Genomic DNA, 20308 nt, shown 5'->3' on the forward strand with positions numbered 1-20308 from the left:
CCGGATCGTGGTGGGCCGGCGGCGGACGAAGAGCTCCAGGTAGGTCGACGGAGGTGAGTCGAGGGCTTCCGGATCATCGGGTGAGGTTGTCCGCGAGCCACTTGGCTGCCTGGGCGACGGAGTCCACCACGTCAACACCGGACGGCAGCGGCGGGCGCCGGATAACGACCACGGGGATGCGTAGCCGACGCGCGGCTTCCAGCTTTGCGGAAGTTGCCGGGCCGCCGCTGTCCTTGGTGACCACGACGTCGATCCGGTGCTCGCGCAGCAGACTGAGCTCACCGTCGACGTCGTACGGGCCGCGGGCGAGGATCAGTGTGCACCACGACGGCCGGGGTTCGGGCGCATCGACACAGCGGGCGACAATCCAGAGGCCGGTGGTCGCGAAGGCGTCAAGACCTTGGCGGCCGATCGTGAGGAACACACGGGATCCCAAGGAGGGCAGCAACCCGGCAGCTTCGGCCGGCGAGTCGACCCAGTGCCACGCGTCGCCGGGCTCGGCGCTCCAGCCCGGACGCCGGAGGACGAGCAGCGGTACGCCGACCTGACGCGCGGCAGTCACTGCATGCGACGTCATCGTGGCCGCGAAGGGATGCGTCGCATCGACGACGGCGTCGACCGGGTTCGTCTGGAGCCAGCGCGCCAACCCGGCCGCGCCACCGAAGCCACCTGAGCGGACCTCGCCGACGGGTAGCCGCGCGTCAGTAGTGCGCCCGGCAAGCGAGGACACCACCTCACAACCAGATGTGACCAGCACGCCGGCCAACTCCCGAGCCTCGCCGGTCCCGCCGAGCAGGAGAACCCTCATCGCACCCGCGCGGCCGAGTACAGGTGGCTGTCGCGGAAGGTCGTTGCCGAGAGCACCTTTCCGGCGATGATCACAGCAGTACGACGGACGTCCGCGGCTCGCACCTGATCCGCGATATCCGCCAGCGTCCCACGCAGGATCACCTCGTCGTCGCGCGAGGCCCGGGCGATCACCGCGACCGGGCAGTCGGCGCCGTAGTTCGGCACGAGCTCGGCCACGACCCGGTCGATCTGCTGGACGGCGAGGTGCAGTACGAGCGTCGCCCGGCTCGCACCGAGCACCGCCAGCTCCTCGCCCGCCGGCATCGCGCTGGCCCGGCCACCGATGCGGGTCAGGATCACTGTCTGGCCGACCTCGGGCACGGTGAGCTCGCGGCCGAGCGTCGCCGCGGCGGCCGCGTACGCGGGTACGCCGGGTGTCACGTCGTACGGAATGTCCAGGGCGTCGAGGCGGCGCATCTGCTCGGCCATCGCGCTGAAGACGGACGGGTCGCCGGAGTGGAGGCGGGCGACGTCGAGGCCGTCGGCGTAGGCGGCGGAGAGCTCGGCGATGATCTCGTCGAGGGTGAGCGAGGCAGTGTCGACCTTGCGCGCGCCGAGTGGGCAGTAGTCGAGGAGCTCGTCCGGGACGAGGGCGCCGGCATACAGGCAGACCGGTGCGGCGGCGATCAGGTCGCGGCCGCGGACCGTGATCAGATCGGCGGCTCCCGGACCGGCCCCGATGAAGTGCACGGTCACTTGGTCACGCTCCAGATCGTGACAGGCATCGCGGGGCGCCAGCCGGTCATGGTTCCGACGGGTGACGCGCGTTGCACGTCGAGGCGGATGAGATCGCCGCCGACCGCGCCGTACCACTGGGCGATGAGGGACTCGGTCTCCAGCGTCACGCCGTTCACGACGAGGCGGCCGCCGGGACGGAGCGCGTTCCAGCAGGCGTCGAACATGCCGGCCGCGGTCGCTCCCCCGCCGATGAAGATCGCGTCGGGTGACTGCAGCCCGTCGAGTGCCGCAGGAGCCGCGCCGTGCACTACAGCTAGTTCTACCCCGAGCGCAGTGGCGTTGCGGTCCAGCCGCTTCGCCCGGTCCGGATCGCGTTCGATGGCGATCGCCCGGCAGGTGGGGTGATGGCGCGACCACTCGATCGCGATGCTGCCTGCGCCGCCGCCTACGTCCCAGAGCAACTGGCCCGGCACCGGTGCGAGCCGGGAGAGCGTCACCGCCCGCACCTCCCGCTTGGTCAACTGTCCGTCGCTCTCGTACGCGTCGTCCGGCAGACCGGGCACCGTGGGCAGCAGGACTGCGTCCGCGTCGGACTGGCAGAGCACACCGATCACGTTGAGCGCATTGGTGTCATCCGACCACTCCGAGGCTCGTGTCGTCCGCACACGCTCCGACGGGCCGCCGAGTTGTTCGAGGACGGTGAGCTGGCTGGAGCCGTAGCCGCGCGCAACCAACAGCTCCGCGACCTCTGCAGGGGTGTGAGCACCCCAGCTCAGCACCAGAAGCTGACGACCGGGCTGGATGTGCGGGTGGACTCGCTCGACGGGGTGGCCGACCAGACTCACTACCTGCACCCGGTCCTGGGGCCAACCCAGCCGAGCACAGGCCAACGACACGCTCGACGGGTGTGGGATGACCCGTACGGCGTCTGCGCCGAGCAACCGCGTCAGTGTCGTGCCGATGCCGTGGAACGTCGGGTCGCCGCTGGCCAGCACGCAGATCCGGCGACCGCGGTGCTCCTGCAGCAAGCCCGGCAGCGCCTCGGAAAGCGGCGACGGCCAAGCAACCCGCACCCGGCCCGCGACGCGGCCGGGGACGTCCGTGGGCGACGGAGCTCCGACGTCGCCGGAGTCGTCCGCCACGCCGAGGTCCGGCGGGACGAGGGCCAGTTGTCTGGGGCTGCCCATCAGGACCTCGGCCGACTCGACGGCGGCACGGGCCGCCGGGGACAGGCCGTGCCAGCCGTCGGCACCGACTCCCACCACCGTGACCAGGTCAGCCGGCATTGCCGAGCACCTTCGTGATGGTGATCTCGATGACCACGCGGCGCGGGTTCTCCCGCGGCTCCCGGTACCTCTTCGCGTACCGCCGTACAGCCTCCTCGACGCGCTCCGGGTCGTCACTCACCACCGCACGCCCCTCGAGCGTGCTCCACCGCCGTCCGTCCACCTGAGTCACGGCCACCGCAGCACCCTCGGCACCCGCCTTCCGGATCGTCCGCGCCTTGTGCGACGTCCCCGAGCAGATCACCCGAGCGATCCCCGCCTCGACATCCAGCGTCGCCCCCACCGGCGTCGCATGCACAGTCCCGTCCGCTCGGACGGTACTCAGCACACACAGATGCCGCTCGGTCCAGAATCCCGCAAGTCGCTCGCTCAACACCTAGCGATCGTAGACAAGCGGCCCGCCCGGTGAGGTGCCGGGCGGGCCGTTGGCGCTGGACCCCTCAGACCAGCGCGGCTCGGGTCAGCCGATGTCTCGGCGACGGAAGGTGGCGAAGCCGGCCAGGGTCAGAGCGGCGGCTATGGCTGTCAACCAGATGACCGGGGTCACGGAGAAGTCGCCGCCGGGGAGGCGCGGAGTGTGGCCGTACGGGCTGAGGTTGATGACGGACTGCGGCAGGTTGAAGACCGATCCGAACTGGCCGATCAGCAGGAACACGCCGTACAGGACCCATCCGCCGGTGACCAGCTTGGGTGCGGCGCCGAACAGGATCACGACCAGCGCGGTGACCAGCCAGATCGCGGGTAGTTGTACGGCGGCCGCGGCCAGCATCCGTGGCACCTGGCGACCCGTGTTGCCCAGCGACGCACCACTGGAGATCCCGGAGCCCAGTCCGGCAACGAGAATCAGCGCACCGGTGCCGAGCAGCGCCATCAGCACGTGACTGGCTAGCCACCGACTCCGAGTGACATCGGTTGCCAGCAGTGGCTCGGCGCGGAGCGCGGTCTCCTCGGAGCGGAGCCGGAGTGCCGCTTGGATCCCGAAGGCTGAGGCGAGCAGACCCATGACGCCCATCTCGGTCGCCAGGAAGGCATCGGTGATGCCATTGACCCCACCGAGCTTCTCGACCATCTCCTTGGCGCTGTCACTGGTGACGAAGCCGTCCACGTTGCTCGCGATGTTGCCGACCAGCAGGCCGAGCAGCAAGAACGCGAAGAGCCAGCCGTAGAACGCTCCGCGGTGCAGGCGCCAGGCCAGCGCCAGCGGCGACCGCAGCGAAGGCGCAGCAGTCGGCGGGCCCGGACGCGGCCGCACCAGGCCGGCCCCGACGTCACGCCGCCGGATCAGCGCCATCGCACCGGCGACAGTCAGCGCCATGAATGCCAGCGGCACCAGTACGACGACGAACCGGTCGCCGGCGTACGCACGCACCTGCTGCGACCACCCGATCGGCGACAACCACGAAACCCACTGCATGCTGCCGTTCGACGCGGAGTCGCCGATTGCACGCAGGACGTACGCAACACCCAGCACGGCCGCGGTGAGCCCGTTCGCTGCCCGTGCGCCCTCGGTGACCTGTGCCGTCACCGCACCGACGCCTGCGAACGACAGACCGGCCGCGGCCCACATCGCTCCGAAGGCGAACGAACCAGTAGCAGGCAGACCGCTCCCGATGAGCGACAAAGCCGTCAACAGGCCCAGCAGTACGACGGTCCCCGACGAGACGATCAGCGCGGCGGTCAAAGCGGCGTACCGGCCGACCACTCCGGCGCTGAGCAACTCGAGGCGACCGCTCTCCTCCTCGGTCCGGGTGTGCCGTACGACGAGCATGGCGGCCAGCAACCCGACCAGCAGGGCACCGAACGCGGTGAACTTGAACAGCGAGACCTCACCGAGCGAGGACTCGTCGAAGATCCGGCCGTACAGGGAGACGAGCGCGGGGGACGCGTTCGACGTCCGTGCGGCCTCGGCCAGGGACTTCGGGTCCGAATAGAGGTCGATCGACGCCTTCGCAGACCCGGCCGCCGAGATCACGAACACCACGATCCACACCGGGATCAGGATCCGGTCCCGGCGCAGCGCGAGCCGCACCAGGGTGCCGGTACCGACGAAGTCGTTCATCGCGCGGCCGCCACGGGCTCGGTGCTGGTGTCATCGTCCTCGTAGTGCCGCAGGAACAGCTCCTCCAGCGTCGGCGGCTGCGCGACCAGGCTCTTGATCCCGCTCGCGGACAGCTGCCGCATCACCGCGTCCAGCTGGGCTGTGTCCACCTCGCAGCGGACCCGGTTGCCCTCGACATCGAGGTCGTGGACGCCGGGCAGCTGGGCCAGGCCGTTCGGTGACGCGGCCAGCTCGGCGTGGATCGACGTACGCGTGAGGTGGCGCAGGTCGGACAGCGTCCCGGTCTCGACCACCTTGCCGCGACGGATGATGCTGATCCGGTCACACAGAGCCTCGACCTCGGAGAGGATATGGCTCGACAGCAACACGGTGCGGTTTCCGTCGCGCTGGCGCTCTTCCTCGATGAACTGCCGGAACACCTCCTCCATCAGCGGGTCCAGACCGGACGTCGGCTCGTCCAGGATCAGCAACTCGACGTCCGACGCCAGCGCCGCGACCAGGGCGACCTTCTGCCGGTTGCCCTTCGAGTACGTGCGGCCCTTCTTGGTCGGGTCGAGGTCGAACCGGCGGAGCAGGTCGTCACGCTTCTTCTCGTCCAGCCCGCCGCGGAGCCGGCCGAGCAGGTCGATCACCTCGCCGCCGGTCAGGTTCGGCCACAGGTTCACGTCGCCGGGAACGTAGGCGAGCCGCCGGTGCAGCTTCGCCGCGTCGTGCCACGGGTCGCCACCGAGCAGCGAGACATCGCCGGCGTCACCCCGTAGCAGCCCCAGCAGGACCCGGATGGTGGTGGACTTCCCGGCGCCGTTCGGCCCGAGGAATCCGTGCACCTCTCCGGTCGCGACGTCCAGGTCGAGACCGTCGAGGGCGTGCGTACTCCCGTACGACTTGTGCAGTCCAGAGACCACGATGGCTGATGTCATGATTCATAACGTACACTTCATTCAGAAGATTGTGAATCTTTCTAACATGTCGTTCACGTGTCAGGTTTCCGAGTGACCTAGAGGGGATGATGGGGCGGTGAGTGCACAGCGAGACGACGACGCCGTGAGGCGGTACACCGAACAGTTCGGCAACCTGCTGGCCGAGACCGGCTGGCCGCGGATGGCCGGCCGGGTATTCGCCGCCATCTTGTCGAGTGTGGAGGGACGGATGACCGCCGCCGACCTGTCCGACCGGCTGCAGGCGAGTCCGGCCGCGGTCTCCGGTGCGGTCAACTACTTGCTCCAGCTGCGCCTGGCCACCCGCGAGCGCGAGCCCGGCACTCGTCGCGATGTGTACGTCGTCCAGGACGACGCCTGGTACCAGACGATGATGAGCGAGGACCAGGCCCTGGTCCGCTGGGCCGACTCGCTGCGCAAGGTCCTCGACGCGTCCGGCGAAGGCACCGCCGCCCACCGCCGCATCCGCGTATCCCTCGGCTTCATCGACTTCATCGGCGAAGAGGTCAAAGGCCTGAGCGAACGCTGGATCAAACGCAAAGCCGAACTGGACGCCGAAATCGACGCGGAACTGGACTCCGGCCTCTGACCAAGCGTCGGGGGCTTGACCACGGCGTCGGGCGCTTGAACAGGTTGTCGGGGGCTTGACCACGGCATCGGGGGCTTGACCAGGGCGTCGGTGGTTTGACCAGGGCGTCGGGGGCTTGAACAGGTTATTGCTTGTTCAAGCCCCCCGGTTGGGGTCCAAGGCCCCGGGTCGTGGTTGTCCACAGGTAGCAAATCGGGGCACGTCCGGGGACCGGATCAACGGCATGTTGCCGGTATGAACCCGAAATTGAGTGTGCTGACCACTGCCCGGCGCGGCTGGTTCAGCCGAGCAGACGCGATCGAATCCGGCTACAGCGACAGCGAGCTCCGCCGACAGCTGCGCGCCGGACAGTGGTCGCGCCTGTCCCGCGATGTGTACGTCGAACCGGGGATGTGGCCCAGCGAAGAACCTTCGTGGGACCGGGCGAGACGCCTGCACCTACTGAGGACTCGAGCAGTCGTGGACCGGATGGGCGCCGGCGTGGTCGTCAGCCATCAATCCGCTGCCGCGCTGCACGGGCTGCCGACCTGGGGTCTCGATCTGAGCAAGGTCCACCTGACCAAACCGTCCGGCCGAGCCCGGTCCGACGCCATCGCGGACGTCCACCGCTCCCGGTTTGACCCCGGCGAAATCACAGTGGTCGACGGCCTGCGGGTCGTCACACCTGCCCGTGCGGTCACCGAGACGGCCTGCGGCTCGTCGTACGAGGTAGGAGTCGTACTCGCGGACGCGGCTCTGCATCAGGGACTTGTCACGGCGGAGGCACTGCTGGCGACGGCGGATCGCCACAGGTTCTGGACCGGATCACCAGCGGCACGGGCGGCGGCACGATTCGCCGACGGGTTGAGTGAGTCGGTCGGCGAGTCGCGGCTGCGGGTGCTGATGGCGAATCATGGGTTGCCGGTGCCGACGCTGCAGGTCGAGATTCGCGATGCGGATGGTCGGCTGGTCGGTCGGGTCGACTTCCTGTTGTTCGGTCGGGTGGTCGTCGAGTTCGATGGCGCACTGAAGTACGGCGAGGCCGCGGATGCCGTGTTGGCGGAGAAGTGGCGCGAAGATCGGCTCCGTGCCTGCGGGTACCGGGTTGTGCGCGTGAGCTGGGCCGACCTCGATCAGCCGCGAGCCACCGCGGACCGGATTCGGGCAGCAGCGTGAGGCATTGCGCTGCTGTCCAGGTCTGGGGGCCTGCACCACTGGGCGGTGGCCGTGAACAAGTTATTCCTTGTCCAACGCCACCAGATCCTGTCCACACCCCCACCTTCTGGCCGGCGGGCGGCGAGGGGCGGGGCGCGGGGCTGACGCGCGCGGCGCGGGGCTGACGCGCGCGGCGCGGGGCTGACGCGGGGCGCGAGGCTGACGCGGCGCGGGACTGACGCGCGGCGAAGGGGTGGGGCCGCGGCGACGGGCCGGGGGCGGCGAGGGGGCGGCGGGCCTAGAGCTCGTAGACGGTGAAGATGGTGCAGTACATGGGTGGGGACTCCAGGCCTGGGTAGTAGAGGCGGCCGGCTTCGTCGGTGATTTTGAAGTAGGCGGTTGAGGCGCCGATCTGGGATGGGGCCTGCAGGGTCATCGCGACCGTCACGATGTGGCCTGGCTCGGCGTCGGGTAGGCGTTCCCGCAGGGGCGACCGTAGCCAGCCGGGGGCGCCGGCGGCGCCTTGGCGGGTCAGCCAGCGGTTGTGCCAGGGGCGTTCGCCGCTGTTGCGAACCTCCCAGGTCTTGTCGAATGACTGATCCCGGCAGACACGCGTGCCGTCGGGCACGGACTCCCCCACCAGTTCGGCGCGGTCCTCCGGGTGGTGGTCGATCGGCACGGAGCCGCCGAGGAGTACTGGCTGCACGTGGCGGCGGAGGTCGCGTTGGGACATGTCGCGGCCGGCGCGGACCGCGGCGTCCAGCTCGATCAGTTGGTTGACCAAGGCCTGGCCGGCTCCGAACGAGGCGTCGTACCACTCGATCAGCTCGCGGCTGGGCTTGGTGTGGCCGCGCTCGACCCGGGACAGGTGGCCCTTGTCCCAGCCGGACTCCGCGGCCGCGCGGCTGAGCGGCACGCCGGCCGCTTCCCGGAGCTCGCGCATCCGGCAGCCGATCACAAAGCGAGCCTGCGCTGGCCTCACGACGCACTCCCCGGTCGATCGTTGCCCACTGCGACAACACCGTAACCCTCTGATTCTCTGTAAGTCAGTGCCAGTTCGCCACTGCTTGAGCGAAAAGGACAAACACCATGCGTACCGCCCTAATGCGCATCACCGCCCGACTAGCCGCCACCGCCCTACTCGGTGGGGCCGCTGCCCTGAGCACCCTGCCCGCGAGCGCCGCCACCGGCACGGTGGTCACCGACAGCGGCCTCGGCGTGACCATCCGATCCGGCAACGCCACCGACTTCGGCGCGGTCGGCACCCAACCCAACGGCTCAGTCGAGATCGACTGCCAGACCTACGGCGAGCCGGTCACCGGCAAGTTCGGCCGCAGCCTGGTCTGGGACCACGTTCCCGGCAAGGGCTTCATCTCCGACGCCTACGTCAACACCGGCAGCTCCGGCCTGGTCGCGCCGCTGTGCGCCGGCAACCCGCGCGCTGATCGCGCCATCAACTGGTACGCCGCCCGCAACGGGTCGACGGCGTACCAGGGGTACTGCGAGAAGGCCGCCGAGAACTCGTACAACAAGGACCTGATCTGGGGCTCGGCCAAGATCGACTGGAACGACGCCGTCGCCCGCGGGGTCGCGCACAAGGGCGACCTGAACCCGCCGAAGGGCGCCCTGGTGTTCTGGGATCTCGCCGCACCGTACGGCCACGTCGGCGTGGCCCGCGGCGACGGCTACTTCTGGGCCACCAGCGTCAACGGCAAGATCGGCCTGGCCAAACTCCCCTACTTCTCCAGCTACCTCGGCTGGGCCTGGCCGAACTTCTGACCAGTCCCCTCACTGGAGAGCACCTGGACGCGCGTTCCGCCCCTCACGCGTCCAGGTGCTCCTCCACGCGATCCAGCCAGTCGTCCACCAGCGCCCGGTACGCCGTGAGGCGCCGGACCGGAAGCCCGTGGTCCTGCTGGTCGAGGACGGCGTACGTCGCGCGCGGGTAGTCGTCGATGATCGACCAGGCATCGGCGTACCCGGTGATGGTGTCCTGGCGACCGGTGACGATCAACGTCGGTCCCTCGAACCGGGCCGCCGGGTCCTCGCTCAACCCGTAGGTGCTGACGTCGGCCTGGATTCGGCCGAGGAAGTCGAGATCGGCGATCGAGTCGACCGCGTCGTAGTACCGGCGATCCTTGTCCTCCCACTCGTGAGTCCGGACCAGATACTCGTCGGTGGGTAGCGTGCGTTTGGTGCGGTCGACGACGATGCCGGGCACGCGCAGCAGGAGGCCGAGGACGCGGGGCGGGTCGCGCTTGACGATGCCGCGGCCGTGCAGGGCGCCGGCCGACGTACCCGCCAGCGCGAAGCGCTCGTCGCAGACCAGTTCGTCGATCAGCGTGAGGATCGCCGCGAGCATGCCGTCCTGGTCCGTGATCGACGGGTCCGCCGGAGACTTACCGGTGCCGGGCGGGTCGACGTAGATCCGCCGCCACCCGCGACGCCGTTCGAACACGGGCTCGTGGATGTCGCGGCCTTCGCCGTTGTCGCCACCCCAGCCGGGCAGGAAGATGATCGGCCGTCCCTCGCCGAAGGACTCGTAGTACATGTCTCGACCCTAGCCACCGCGTGCACGGCTCACTGAGGATTTCTCTTCGGAGCAGAATCCGGTGCGCGCTCGCCGGAGCCGCGCTGGATCAGGGCGCAGGGCAACACGATCCGTTGCGGTGGTCGAGTGTCCGCACCCGACGCCCGGTCCAGCAGCAGCCGCGCCGCGCTGCGGCCGAGCTCGGCGATGTCGGAGGCAACAACCGTGACCGGCGTCGGCAACATGTCGGCCAGCCGGAAGTCGTCGAAACCCACCACCGCGGGCTCCCGGCCGAGCTGGCGCAAAGCCCGCAGCACACCCTCGGTGAGGAAGTTGGTCGAGGCAAAGATCGCGGTCGGCGGATCGGGCCGCAGCATCACCTCGCGAGTCGCCTTGGCGGCGGCCTCGGCGTTGCCTTCGGGCAACTGGACGACCAGCGACTCGTCGACGTCGATCCCGGCAGCCCGATGCGCTCGCCGGAAACCGCGCAGCCGTCGCCCGGTCGTGTAGTACGACGGCGCCAGCAGGATCGCGATCCGCTCATGGCCCTGCCCCAGCAGGTGTTCGGCGGCCAGCCGGCCGCCGCCCTCGTTGTCGACCATCACGATGTCGGCGTCGATCCCGGTGGCCGGCCTGTCCACGAACACCACCGGTACGCCGGCGCCCACCAGGAACGAGTGATCCCCCTGGTCCGGCACGATCATCAGCCCGGCGACCTGCCGGCTGACCAGTTCCTGGATGGCCCGCTTCTCGCCCTCCGGATCCTCGTCCACACTGCCCAGGACGACGGCGAACCCGGACTGCCCGGCGACCTCGAGCGAGGCCTTCGCGATCGTCGCGTAGAACGGGTTGGTCAGGTCGCCCAGCACCAGCGCGAGACTCGACGACTTCTTGCCCGGCCGGAGCGCGCGAGCCACCTCGTTGCGCTGGAACCCGAGCTGCTCGATCGCGGTCCGGACCCGCTGCGCGGTCTCGTCCCGGACACCGTGCCCGCCGTTGACCACCCGGGACACCGTGCCGAGCCCGACGCCGGCCCGCCGGGCGACGTCGATCATCGTCGGCCGGGCGGCCTCTGGTCTGTTTGGAAACGTTTCGGACACGGGGTTGACTTCCTTTTCACGACACGGCATCGTCACCCAACAGTAAGACGTTGGAAACGTTACCGTCCAGGAGGCAGGATGAGTTCTTCCTCGAGCGCAGCGAGGGAAGAATGAGCAGGGTCTCTCCCCTCAGAAGCGGCGTCCGGCGGCCCGGCCGGCCCAGCGGCGGGATGAGCCGGAACGCCGGTTCCGACGTGAAGGCGGCGTACCTGTTCATCGCCCCGGCGATCATCGGCTTCGTTGTCTTCGTCGCGTACCCGCTGATCCGTTCGTTCTACCTCGCGCTGACCAAGTACAACGGTCTGGTCGACCCCGTGTTCATTGGCCTGGGCAACTTTCGCCGGTTGTTCACGGTCGACCCGGCGTTCTGGCCGGCGTTGCGCGCGACCGGGTACCTCGTGCTCCTCTACGTGCCGCTGTCGCTGGTCATCGGGCTGGCGCTGGCGATGTTCTGCAACCAGCGGTTCGCAGGCGTTCGCGTCGTACGGACGCTGGCATATCTGCCCGTCGTACTCCCGGCGGTCGCGACGATCACGTTGTGGAAGTTCATCCTGGATCCGCAGGTCGGGCTGCTGAACACGGTCCTGGACCGGTTGGGACTGCCGACCAGCCTGTGGTTGCAGAGCCCGGCGATGTCGATGCCCTCGGTAGTACTGGTGATGCTGTGGGGCGTCGGCAGCACGATGATCATCTTCCTGGCCGCGTTGCAGTCGGTGCCGAACGAGTTGTACGAGGCGGCCCGGGTGGACGGCGCCGGGCCGTGGTCGGTGTTCTTCCGGATCACGTTGCCGATGATCAGCCCGATCATGTTGCTGCAGGTGATCCTGCAGACCACAGCGGCGCTGCAGACGTTCAACCAGCCGAAGATCCTGACCAACGGCGGGCCGGGATTCAGCACCAACGTGCTGATGCTGTCGATCTACAAGAACGGTTTCCCGAACCTGGGCCAGATTCCCCAACTGGGCTATGCGTCGGCGCAGGTGTGGGTGCTGTTCGTGATCATCATCGCCGTGATCGCCCTGACCGCGAAGTTCTCCTCGCTCTGGACGTACAGTGACAACACTCCCGACTGAAACCGCTGTCCTGACCGACGTCGAACAGCCCGCTCCCAGCCCGATCGCGCCGCCGGCGAAGAAGAAGCCCCGCCTCGTCGGTACGACGTCCTGGTACGTGGTCGCGTTGTTCGTCTGCGCGGTGATGATCGTCCCGCTGCTGTGGATGATCACGATCGGACTGAAGAGCCGGACCGCCGTGTTCGACATCCCGCCGAAGCTCCTGCCGCACGAGTGGACCTGGAGCAACTTCGTCAACGGGCCGAAGGCGATCCACTTCCCACGGCTGCTGCTGAACTCGGTCATCATCACCGCGCTCAGCGTGCTCGGCGGAGTGATGACCGCGATGATGGCCGGCTACGCGTTGGCCCGGTTGCGATTCCCGGGCCGGAAGGTGTGGTTCTACCTGTTCGTCGGGAGCATGCTGCTGCCCGGTGTGGTCGGACTGATCCCACTGTTCCAGCTGTACAAGAGCATCGGCTGGTACGACACCTGGCTGCCGCTGATCGTGCCGGCGTTCCTGGGCGGGAACCCGCTCTTCATCTTCCTGGCCCGGCAGTACTTCCTGGCCATCCCGTACTCGATCGACGAGGCGGCCAAGATCGACGGCGCCGGGCACTTCCGGATCTTCACCCAGGTGATGCTGCCGCTGACCCGGCCGGCCTGGTTGACGATGGCGATCCTGGCCTTCCAGGCGTCCTGGAACGACTACCTCAACCCGCTGGTCTACCTGTACTCGTCCGGCAAGTGGCCGTTGTCGGTGGGGATGGCGTCGTTCATCTCGCCGTTCGCTGGGAAGACGCCGGACTGGAGCTTCTACATGGCCACGAACCTGCTCTACATGCTGCCGCCGCTGATCGTCTTCTTCGCCGCGCAGCGCTACTTCATCCAGGGTCTCGGCGCGCTCGGCAGCACGACCCAGAAATAGAGGGGAAGTTCGAAGTGAAACGCACCTTCATCATCACATCGTTGGCTTGCGCCGGGTTGCTGGCGGCAACGGCCTGCAGCGGCTCGGACTCCGGCGGCGGCTCGAGCAGTGGCCCGGTCACCGTGACCGTGATGACCTGGGAGTCGGCCCAGACCAATGCCGCGATCAAGAAGGCACTGGCCGACTTCAAGGACGACAACATCACCGTCCAACTGCTCGACACCCCGGCCGGCAACTTCGGCGACAAGCTCGCGTCGCTGACCCAGGCGAAGAAGCTGCCGGATCTGTTCTGGTGCGGCAACGACACCGAGCAGCAGTACACCTCGCAGGGGCTGCTGGTCGACTGGAGCAGCAAGATCAAGGACGGCGACGGCGACTTCAAGGCCGACAAGTTCGTCGGTTCCGCAATGGAGAACTGGAAGACCGCCGACGGCCAGATGGGCGGCCTGCCGTCGCTGATGAACACGTACGGCGTCTGGTACAACGAGGACGCGTTCACCGCCGCCGGCCTGCCGGTCCCGAAGGCCGGCTGGACCTGGGACGAGATGTACGCCGCGGCCGCGAAGCTGGCGAACAAGAACGGCGCGAAGTACGGCCTGGTCGCCGACAACCTCACCTCCGCCGACGGCCCGTTCACGATGGGCCTGTACTCCGTCTCGGCCGGGGGCGCGCCGTTCACCGACAACGTGAACCACCCAACCAAGGCCGAGGCCGACGCCAAGTACACCGAGGGTGTGCAGAAGCTGGCCGACGCGATCAAGAGCGGCTCGGTCTCGCCGCCCGGGTACGACGTCGCGAACGTGCAGTCGCTGTTCGCCGCGGGCAAGGTGCCGATGATGTTCGGCGGGCAGTGGCTGGCCGCCGGGTTCCAGACCGACAAGCCGAAGGTGAAGTACGGGTTCGCTCCGTTCCCGCAGGTCGACACCCCGACGACCCTGTACGACTCGGTCGGCATCTGCACCCCGCAGTACACGAAGGACCAGGACGCCACGTTCAAGGTGCTCGAGTACCTGAACACGAACGTGTGGAACGCCGTCCTGCCGGCCTCGCCGGTCGCGCCGCCCGCGTACACCCCGGCGCAGGCGAGCTACTTCGACGCGTTGACGAAGGCACAGCAGGCGACGGTGGTGGACACGGTCAAGGCGGACCTGGGCGCGGAGAAGACGGTCGGCGTGCGGTTCACCACGCAGTGGGCCCAGCAGGTCGGTGACCTGACGACGGCCAACTACCAGCCCATCCTGAGCGGTAAGAAGCCGATCACCGACCTGCCTGCCTATATCGACAAGATCAACGGCCTGATCAAGTCAGCCGGCTGACGTCAGACGGCTTGCCAGAGCGACAGGGCGAAGCGGGCTTCGGAGTCGGTCCACCACGCGGCCGATGTGAAGCCCGCTTTGTCCAGTTCTGCCTCCACGCCGTGGCGGTGGAACTTGGCGGAGATCTCGGTGTGGAGCTCTTCGCCTTCGGCGAACTCGATCTCGAGGTGCACCTCGGGGATGAGAACCCTGACGGCGCGGTCGGCGCGCAGCCGCATCTCGATCCACTCGTTCTCGGGATCCCAGATCGCCACATGGCTGAAGGCGTCGACGTCGAAGTCCGCGCCGAGTTGACGGTTGATCACTCGCAGGACGTTCTTGTTGAACTCGGCGGTGACGCCTGCGCTGTCGTCGTACGCGGCGACGAGAGTGGCTGGGTCCTTCACCAGGTCGGTGCCCAGGAGGAGCCACTCCCCTGGTTCGAGGACTTCGCGGATCGAGGTGTAGAAGGTCTCGCGCTCGGCCGGGAGCAGGTTGCCGATGGTGCCGCCGAGGAAGGCGACGATGCGCGGCGGGTCGCCGGGGAGCTTGTCGAGGTGGGCGGTGAAGTCGCCGACGACGCCGTGGACGTCGAGCGCCGGGTAGTCGGCGTTGATCGCATCAGCCGCCTCCCGCAGCGCGGACTCCGAGACGTCCAGCGGTACGAACGTCGTCAGCGTGCCGCGGTCCCGCAACCCGTCGAGCAGCAGCCGGGTCTTCTCCGACGATCCGGAGCCGAGCTCGACCAGCGTGTGCGCCTTGGTGATGGCGGCGATCTCGCCGGACCGGGCCTGCAGGATCTCGCGCTCGGCGCGGGTCGGGTAGTACTCCGGCAGCCGCGTGATCTCCTCGAAGAGCTCACTCCCGCGGGCGTCGTAGAACCACTTCGGCGGCAGCCACTTCGGGTCCGCGGTCAGCCCCGCCCGGACGTCGTCCCGCAACGCGCGGGCCGCATAGTCCGGAGTCAGATGTACGTCGATGAGGGTCACTCTTGTCCTTCCAGCGGGGTGATGTGCAGCGTTGTGGCGGTGGCCACGAGCAGCGAGCGGTCCGGTATGTCGTCCCAGTCGCCGGCACCGAACGGCTCCGAGCTGACGGTCACCGAGTCGGCGGTCCGGCGTACTTTCAGCGAATGGGTCCAGGTGGTCGCGACCAACTGCTCGCCATCTGTGAGCAGGATGTTCAGCCGCGATCCCGGCGCCACCGCCTCCACCTCCGGTACGACGGCCGCCACCGCATCGGCCGGCGGGATCCCGCCGAACAGTTGGTTGGCGATGAGCGCCCACAGCAGCGCCGAGTCCACCGGCGCGTCGAGCCGGAGCAGCTCGGCGACCGGGAGTCGCTCGGCCAGCTTCAGCGTCGACTCCGGCCAGCCGGGAATCAGTCCGTTGTGACTGAACAACCAGTCCCCGGCCATGAACGGCGCGACCGCCGCCTGGCCGTACGGCATCCCGACGGTCCCGTTCCGGAGGGCGGCGACGACGGCACCGGACCGGATCGAGCCGGCCAGGCCAGGGAGGTTCTCGTCGGTCCAGATCGGCACCTGCCGCCGGTACCGGACCGGGCCGCCGGACACGGTGGCATCGCCCTCGGGATACCAGCCGAGGCCGAAGCCGTCGGCGTTGACGGAACCGCCGCCGCGCATGTCCTGCGGCGACCAGCTTTGTTCGAACAGTGAGTGCGACGGCTCCAGGACCAGCGAGGCCAGCGTGACCGGCGGGCCCAGGTAGGCGAGGTGACGGCACATCAGGCGTTCAGCTCCTCGGGCCGGGGGTCGCGGGCGCAGCGGAAGCCGGCGAAGATCTGCCGGCGGATCGGGTAGTCCCAGTTCCGGAAGGTGCCTCGGGCAACGACCTCGTCGGTGCCGAACGAGCCGCCGCGGAGGATCTTGTAGTCAGGCCCGAAGAACACCAGCGAGTACTCGTCGTACGGCCACGCGCGGAACCCTGGGTACGGCGTGAAGTCGCTCGACGTCCACTCCCAGACGTCGCCGATCAGCTGCTCGACTCCCAGCGGCGACGCACCGGCCGGGTACGCCCCGATCGGCGCCGGCGCGAGATGCCGTTGGCCCAGGTTGGCGTGCTGCGGGCCTGGGCTGTCGTCACCCCACGGAAAGCGCCGAGTCCGGCCGCTCGACGGGTCGAACCGCGCCGCGAACTCCCACTCCTCCTCGGTCGGCAGCCGCTTCCCGGCCCATTTCGCGTACGCCTCGGCCTCGTAGAAGCACACATGCATCACCGGCTGGTCCAACGGCAACCGCTCCCGATGCCCGAACCGCAGTCGCCACCACTCACCGTCGGCGAGCTCCCAGAACCGCGGCGCGACCAGCGACGCCTTCCGCACGTGCGCCCACCCGGCCTCGGACCACCACCGCGGATCCTCGTAACCACCGGCGACCACGAACCGCAGATAGTCCCCGTTGCTCACCGGCGCCGTGTCGATCACGTACGGCGCCACCCGGACAGCGTGCGCCGGTCGCTCGTTGTCCAGGGCCCACGGCTCGATCGACGTACCCATCTCGAAGACGCCACCGGGCACCAGCACCTCGGCGGCAGCCAGCTTGCGACCGGGAGGGGGCGGCGGCGCGTCGAGCACCGGCGCACCGACACGCAACTGGTGCGTCGCGAGCATCGTCTCGTCGTGTTGCTGCTCGTGCTGCGTGATCATCCCGAACGCGAAGGCGTTGTCCACCAGCTCGCGGCCGCCGTCGAACTTCACGTGGTCCAGGACGTCCATGACTTTGTCCCGGACCTCGGTCACATAGGACCGCGTCTCCGCCGGACCGAGCAGCGGCAGCGCCGGCCGATCCGCCCGCGGATGCATGAACGCGTCGTACAGCTCGTCGATGTCTTGGCGCAGCGGCTCACGGCCGCCGACGTCGCGGACCAGCCAGAGCTCCTCCTGGTTGCCGACGTGGGCGTAGTCCCAGACCAGCGGCGACATCAGCTTGGAGTGCTGTTTGACCAGGTCGTCGGTGTCGACCGCGTCAGTCAGTTGCACCGTCCGGGCCCGGGACCGCTCGAGCTGCTCAGCCACAAACGTGCGCAGGCCTTCCGGAGACAGTTCGGACAGTTGGTGATTCACGAGGCTCGCCTTCCTTGGGTGTCGTCGACGATGCGATGCAGCCGGGTTGCGACCGCATCGGTGAGTTCGGAGTCCGCGCCGGTGCGGGTCAGCACCTCGGTGCCCAGGTCGACCACGTCGCGGGCGGCCTGCAGGACCAACTTGTCCTCCAGCCCCTCCCGGGCCGCGGGGAACCAGCGACCGGCGGCGGGCTCGGCCGCGGCCAGCACGCGGTCGATCACGGCCGGGTCGGACATCAGCGCGGTGAGCAGCAGGGTCGGGGCGATCCACCCGTCGCCGGACTGCGCGTCGAGGTAGCGCACCTCGAGATACCCGCGCGGGCGAACCGGCGGGAACAGCGTGGACAGGTGATAGTCCAGATCGTCGTACGTCGGCCTGTCGCCGGGCAGCTGTCCGTCCGCCCAGGCGCCGAAGGTCAGTCCGTCCGGCGCGTCCCAACTGTCGCCGCGGCGGAAGCACAGCACCGGCGCCTCCATCGCCGTCCGCGCCCAGGCGGCGGCGGGATCACCGTCGAGTGGTGGCGGCTCGGTGAATGGTGCGCAGGTGCCGAAGGTCGCCTCGGTCCGGGCGGAGGCCCAGCCGGTGTCCGCGCCGGCCCGGCGGCGGGAGTTCGCGAACAGGGCGACCAGCGCGGGACCGAGATCGTGCAGCGCGCGCCAGCGCTGTGCGGTCTGGTCCGTTTCGCCGGCGTCCAGGCAGACCTGGAGGCCGGCCGTGCTGCACATCATCCGTGGGCCATGCGGGCCGAGGCGCTGGAAGGCGTGTTCCATTGCGGCGTAGCGCGGGACGGTGAGGATGCGGCGAGGTGTGCGGAAGGGGTCCAGGCCGTGGTCGCCCGGAACGAGGTCCGCATCGAGAAGGAGAGCCGTGAGCTCGGCCGCGTCGGCGGCGGTGTCATCGATCAGCTGCGGGATCGAGTCCGACGCGGGGCCGGAGATCTCTACCTGTCCACCGGGCTCCACGGTGACCAGGGCGCCCCGGCCGAGCGGCAGTTGCGGGCTGTCTCTGACCAGGGTCGGGGGCGCGTGCACGCCCAGGGCCTTGCGTAAGTGGCCGGCGTCGAGCGGCCGGTGCGGATCTTCCGCGTGATGCACGGTCCACTCGAGTTCGACGCCGTACAGCCGAGGAGGACCGTGCTTGAAACAGACCATCGCGACATAACCCTCCGCCTCGGCCCGGGAGCCGATCGGAGTCGTCGCCGGAGAACCACCGGACGAGGTCACGCCAGCGAACCTAACCCCGGACCCGGGGTCGGACAACCGACGTGGGATTACCCGTCGGTGACACCTGGGACAGTTGACGATTCATGCCCGCCATGTTTCCCGGCGCCACCGACAGTTTTCCGGCCGGATCCGGACGGGCGGGGGTCGTTCCGCTCAGAGCGAAATTCAGCGGAAGCGCGGACAGGTGGTGCAGGCGTTCACCTTCGGCAGCACGTAGAAGTAGCAGCAGGACGTCCGCAGCTTCTGCTCCAGCGACACCCCGAACGCCTTGGCGGCCTGTTCGGCGTACGGCGCCTCGTCCGGCAACCGGATCGCGGCCCGCACCTCGTCGTCGACGGCACCGAAGCGCTGCAGCGAGCCAAGCTTCACACCGGGCTCGTAAGACTCCAGGAAGGCCGTGGTGTGTGCTTTGAGTTGCTCTGCGGCTGCGGCGAGTGGCATGACCTCCGTCGACAGCAATGCGACCTCGGTCGGATAGTGCGCGGTCGGGTGTCGCCTGAACGCCAGAGCGGACGGCGACACCTCGGGTGAGACACCGGTCGCCGCGGCTGTCACTCCCGCCACCAGTGCGGGCACCTGGACGTACCACATCAGCGTGAACATCGCGGCGACCTGCTCAGGCGGATCTATGGCGTAGTCCCGCGCATAGTCATCCGCTGCGGCTTGGCGCCAGCCGTACGTCGGATCACCTCCGGCCAACTGCTCCGCGACCAGCTCCGCACACGACACCCACTCCGGTCCGGGCACGGAGCCCGCCGTACGCACGGACATCCAGGGCACCGAATCCGCAAGGATGTCCGCGAGTCCGCTGACGGAGTGGGTCACCCAGCCAGCCTACGATCCGGTACGACGACGGGCGCTCCCCCGACCTCGACCACGGTGGCTCGCAACCCGAAAACGTCGTGGAGGAGGTTCTCGGTCAGTACGTCGACCGGACGGCCCTCGGCCGCGATCCGGCCGCTCCCCATCACCACCAGGTGATCGGCGTACTGCGCGGCGAGGGTGAGGTCGTGCAGCACCGCGACCACGGTCCGGCCCGACGTCGCCGCGGCGTGGACCACGTTCATCACGTCGACGGCATGCGCCAGGTCCAGGTACGTCGTGGGCTCGTCCAGCAGCAGGTGTTGCGTGCCCTGGGCCAGCACCATAGCGATCCACACTCGCTGCCGCTGACCACCAGACAACTGGTCGACCGGCCGGTCCCGCAGTTCGGTCAGCTCGACAGCCTCGAGGGCCTCGTCGATAGCTTCGTCGTCCTCGGCGGTCAGCCGCCCGAAGAGTCCGCGGTGGGGATGGCGCCCCCGCGACACCAACTCGGCCGCAGTGATCCCCTCCGGTGTCACCGGAGCCTGCGGCAGCACACCGAGTTGCCGGGCCAGTTCACGCGCCGGCAGCTTGTGAATGTCCTTGCCGTCCAGCAGCACCTGACCGCTCTGCGGAATCAGCAGTCTGCTCATCCCACGCAGCAGGGTCGACTTGCCGGACCCGTTCGGCCCGACCACAGCGGCAGGCCTCCAAGGCGCCTGGACCATCCTCACCGACCTGACCAAGACCTTCAACGTA

21 protein-coding genes are annotated in these 20308 nt (G+C 68.8%); 6 read left to right on the plus strand and 15 right to left on the minus strand.

Annotated features, from left to right (window positions below):
- Positions 1 to 73: 73 nt before the first annotated feature.
- The 6 genes from OG558_RS00370 to OG558_RS00395 all read right to left on the minus strand — a co-directional run bounded on the left by OG558_RS00370 (position 74) and on the right by OG558_RS00395 (position 5792).
- Positions 74 to 808: a cobalt-precorrin-6A reductase gene (locus OG558_RS00370; RefSeq protein ID WP_405068426.1), complete on the minus strand. Its 735-nt coding sequence runs from the start codon at positions 806 to 808 to the stop codon at positions 74 to 76.
- Positions 805 to 1545 carry a precorrin-4 C(11)-methyltransferase gene (cobM, locus tag OG558_RS00375; RefSeq protein ID WP_405068427.1) on the minus strand — a complete coding sequence of 247 codons (741 nt, stop codon included), beginning with the start codon at positions 1543 to 1545 and terminating at the stop codon, positions 805 to 807. The genes OG558_RS00370 and cobM overlap by 4 nt, the downstream gene beginning before the upstream one ends.
- Positions 1542 to 2813 (minus strand): precorrin-6y C5,15-methyltransferase (decarboxylating) subunit CbiE, encoded by a 1272-nt coding sequence (cbiE, locus tag OG558_RS00380; RefSeq protein WP_405068428.1) that lies wholly within the window; start codon positions 2811 to 2813, stop codon positions 1542 to 1544. The genes cobM and cbiE overlap by 4 nt, the downstream gene beginning before the upstream one ends.
- Positions 2803 to 3189, minus strand: coding sequence for a pyridoxamine 5'-phosphate oxidase family protein (locus OG558_RS00385; protein WP_405068429.1), 387 nt, complete (start codon positions 3187 to 3189; stop codon positions 2803 to 2805). Before OG558_RS00385 ends, cbiE begins: the two co-directional genes overlap by 11 nt.
- An 84-nt stretch (positions 3190 to 3273) precedes the next feature.
- The gene (locus tag OG558_RS00390) at positions 3274 to 4872 is read right to left on the minus strand and encodes an ABC transporter permease (RefSeq protein ID WP_405068430.1); all 1599 of its coding nucleotides are present in this window, start codon (positions 4870 to 4872) and stop codon (positions 3274 to 3276) included.
- Positions 4869 to 5792, minus strand: a complete 924-nt coding sequence (locus OG558_RS00395; protein ID WP_405068431.1) for an ATP-binding cassette domain-containing protein — start codon at positions 5790 to 5792, stop codon at positions 4869 to 4871. The genes OG558_RS00390 and OG558_RS00395 overlap by 4 nt, the downstream gene beginning before the upstream one ends.
- A gap of 97 nt (positions 5793 to 5889) precedes the next feature.
- On the opposite strand from OG558_RS00395, the gene OG558_RS00400 reads away from it, so the two are divergent.
- Both OG558_RS00400 and OG558_RS00405 read left to right on the plus strand, forming a co-directional pair.
- Complete coding sequence (locus tag OG558_RS00400) at positions 5890 to 6399, plus strand: GbsR/MarR family transcriptional regulator (protein ID WP_405068432.1); 510 nt, start codon at positions 5890 to 5892, stop codon at positions 6397 to 6399.
- A gap of 234 nt (positions 6400 to 6633) precedes the next feature.
- Positions 6634 to 7554 (plus strand): type IV toxin-antitoxin system AbiEi family antitoxin domain-containing protein, encoded by a 921-nt coding sequence (locus OG558_RS00405; protein WP_405068433.1) that lies wholly within the window; start codon positions 6634 to 6636, stop codon positions 7552 to 7554.
- A gap of 277 nt (positions 7555 to 7831) precedes the next feature.
- Here the strand turns inward: OG558_RS00405 and OG558_RS00410 are convergent, their stop codons facing one another.
- A complete protein-coding gene (locus OG558_RS00410; RefSeq protein WP_329480626.1) occupies positions 7832 to 8515 on the minus strand; it encodes an NBR1-Ig-like domain-containing protein in 684 nt (227 codons plus the stop codon).
- A gap of 107 nt (positions 8516 to 8622) precedes the next feature.
- Between OG558_RS00410 and OG558_RS00415 the strand changes: the two genes are divergently transcribed.
- On the plus strand, positions 8623 to 9312 hold the full coding sequence (locus OG558_RS00415; RefSeq protein WP_405068434.1) for a CHAP domain-containing protein: 690 nt from the start codon (positions 8623 to 8625) through the stop codon (positions 9310 to 9312).
- 43 nt (positions 9313 to 9355) lie between these two features.
- On the opposite strand, the gene OG558_RS00420 is transcribed toward OG558_RS00415, so the two are convergent.
- A complete protein-coding gene (locus OG558_RS00420; RefSeq protein ID WP_405068435.1) occupies positions 9356 to 10084 on the minus strand; it encodes an alpha/beta fold hydrolase in 729 nt (242 codons plus the stop codon).
- Positions 10085 to 10113: 29 nt separating this feature from the next.
- Positions 10114 to 11163, minus strand: coding sequence for a LacI family DNA-binding transcriptional regulator (locus OG558_RS00425; RefSeq protein WP_329480632.1), 1050 nt, complete (start codon positions 11161 to 11163; stop codon positions 10114 to 10116).
- A gap of 110 nt (positions 11164 to 11273) precedes the next feature.
- On the opposite strand from OG558_RS00425, the gene OG558_RS00430 reads away from it, so the two are divergent.
- The 3 genes from OG558_RS00430 to OG558_RS00440 are packed head-to-tail and all read left to right on the plus strand — an operon-like array spanning position 11274 to position 14459.
- Positions 11274 to 12236: a carbohydrate ABC transporter permease gene (locus OG558_RS00430; RefSeq protein WP_405068437.1), complete on the plus strand. Its 963-nt coding sequence runs from the start codon at positions 11274 to 11276 to the stop codon at positions 12234 to 12236.
- Positions 12217 to 13143, plus strand: coding sequence for a carbohydrate ABC transporter permease (locus OG558_RS00435; protein ID WP_329480636.1), 927 nt, complete (start codon positions 12217 to 12219; stop codon positions 13141 to 13143). Before OG558_RS00430 ends, OG558_RS00435 begins: the two co-directional genes overlap by 20 nt.
- Before the next feature lie 14 nt (positions 13144 to 13157).
- A complete protein-coding gene (locus OG558_RS00440; RefSeq protein ID WP_405068438.1) occupies positions 13158 to 14459 on the plus strand; it encodes an ABC transporter substrate-binding protein in 1302 nt (433 codons plus the stop codon).
- Positions 14460 to 14461: 2 nt separating this feature from the next.
- On the opposite strand, the gene egtD is transcribed toward OG558_RS00440, so the two are convergent.
- The 6 genes from egtD to OG558_RS00470 form a co-directional block, all read right to left on the minus strand.
- Positions 14462 to 15427, minus strand: coding sequence for an L-histidine N(alpha)-methyltransferase (gene egtD, locus OG558_RS00445; RefSeq protein ID WP_405068439.1), 966 nt, complete (start codon positions 15425 to 15427; stop codon positions 14462 to 14464).
- Positions 15424 to 16185, minus strand: a complete 762-nt coding sequence (egtC, locus tag OG558_RS00450; RefSeq protein ID WP_329480641.1) for an ergothioneine biosynthesis protein EgtC — start codon at positions 16183 to 16185, stop codon at positions 15424 to 15426. The genes egtD and egtC overlap by 4 nt, the downstream gene beginning before the upstream one ends.
- The gene (gene egtB / locus OG558_RS00455; RefSeq protein WP_405068440.1) at positions 16185 to 17522 is read right to left on the minus strand and encodes an ergothioneine biosynthesis protein EgtB; all 1338 of its coding nucleotides are present in this window, start codon (positions 17520 to 17522) and stop codon (positions 16185 to 16187) included. Before egtB ends, egtC begins: the two co-directional genes overlap by 1 nt.
- A complete protein-coding gene (locus OG558_RS00460) occupies positions 17519 to 18745 on the minus strand; it encodes a glutamate-cysteine ligase family protein (RefSeq protein WP_405068441.1) in 1227 nt (408 codons plus the stop codon). The genes egtB and OG558_RS00460 overlap by 4 nt, the downstream gene beginning before the upstream one ends.
- Positions 18746 to 18910: 165 nt before the next feature.
- Positions 18911 to 19570, minus strand: coding sequence for a (2Fe-2S)-binding protein (locus tag OG558_RS00465; protein ID WP_405068442.1), 660 nt, complete (start codon positions 19568 to 19570; stop codon positions 18911 to 18913).
- Positions 19567 to 20202: an ABC transporter ATP-binding protein gene (locus OG558_RS00470; protein ID WP_405068443.1), complete on the minus strand. Its 636-nt coding sequence runs from the start codon at positions 20200 to 20202 to the stop codon at positions 19567 to 19569. Before OG558_RS00470 ends, OG558_RS00465 begins: the two co-directional genes overlap by 4 nt.
- Positions 20203 to 20308: the final 106 nt, after the last annotated feature.

The organism is Kribbella sp. NBC_01510 (assembly GCF_045040325.1).
GTDB lineage: Bacteria > Actinomycetota > Actinomycetes > Propionibacteriales > Kribbellaceae > Kribbella.